The 1,135-nt window shown below is 55.7% G+C and carries 1 pseudogene; it reads right to left on the reverse strand.

Features of this window, described 5'->3' with window-relative positions:
• Positions 1–439: 439 nt before the first annotated feature.
• Positions 440–547, reverse strand: a pseudogene (locus tag ACFDR9_RS27740) (FxDxF family PEP-CTERM protein); the annotation flags it as partial.
• Positions 548–1,135: the final 588 nt, after the last annotated feature.

Here is a 1,135-nt window from a genome sequence, read left to right on the forward strand (position 1 = left end):
GCCCACAACAAAGCAGCACCTACACCCCCCCCCTCCCCCCCCCACAACCACCCCTCCCTTCCCTCCTCCCACCAACTCCTCTCCCCAACCAAAACCCCCCCCCCCAACCCCTGACCCCATTGTCGTTTTGGCAGAAGGAAAACGCTCTACCCACGCAATCCGAATCCGAAGCCTGAAGTGATCGAGCACTACCGCCAGATGGGCATCCGGCGCCTGCGGACCGATGAATCCGGCGTCATCACGGTGGCACTCGGAGCGAAGCTGCATATGTGTGGCGAAGATCGTACCGGACACCCGCGTTATTAGCGCACGCGTGGAGCTTCGAGCCGGCAGCCCTTGGAGCAACGTTCTCTCGCTCATCGGAATCGCGTCTGGCGGCACGCGTTTGCGTAAAAAAGCCCGCACAAGGCGGGCTTCGTTGGATGCTGGGCTTACTTACTCAGGCTTGACGGCGGCGGCGCGCCATGAAACCAAGTAGACCAAGGCCAGCCAACATCATCGCATAGGTCTGTGGCTCAGGTACGGCAGAAACCGTGATATCGTCAAGTAGGAGATTAAACTTGCCGTTGGTCGACCACGTCACTTTATCTACTCCTTTCATGTTGAGATCGAATTGCTGGAACCGATTGGTAATGTTCACCGTCCGAGTCATTATTTCTTGACCATCCAAAAAACCACGCAATGTGACTGGGCGACTAGAAAATGCGCGCCCCAAAAAACTGTCTAAGGTAAATTGTTCTCCGGACATCTCGGACATGCTCAGATCGGTCCCGCCATTGCTCCAAACCAAGTTTTGCCCTGAAGGCGCTGGAATATCCCTCCAATAACCATCGCCGTTCTGCGCGATGATCCAGCTATTTGAGCCCTGTCCACCGGACCAGATAAACCCTCCATAGCCTTTGGCGAGTAGCACTGCGTTACGCCCGGACCGCGGCGGAGGAGGAACATAGATGTCGTCGAAGTCAATCACGCGAGCAGATGCCGCTGAGAATGCCGACGACCCAAGGAGGAGCAAAGTGCTGACAGTAAACGCTTTAAAGATTGTGACTATTCAGCCTGAGCGTACAGCGTAGAAAGTTGTTGTAAACGAATCGTGGATAACGCATCATGCGTGCATGCCACCAAAACCGCCCCG

Source organism: Janthinobacterium sp. CG_23.3 (assembly GCF_046115965.1).
GTDB lineage: Bacteria > Pseudomonadota > Gammaproteobacteria > Burkholderiales > Burkholderiaceae_D > Janthinobacterium.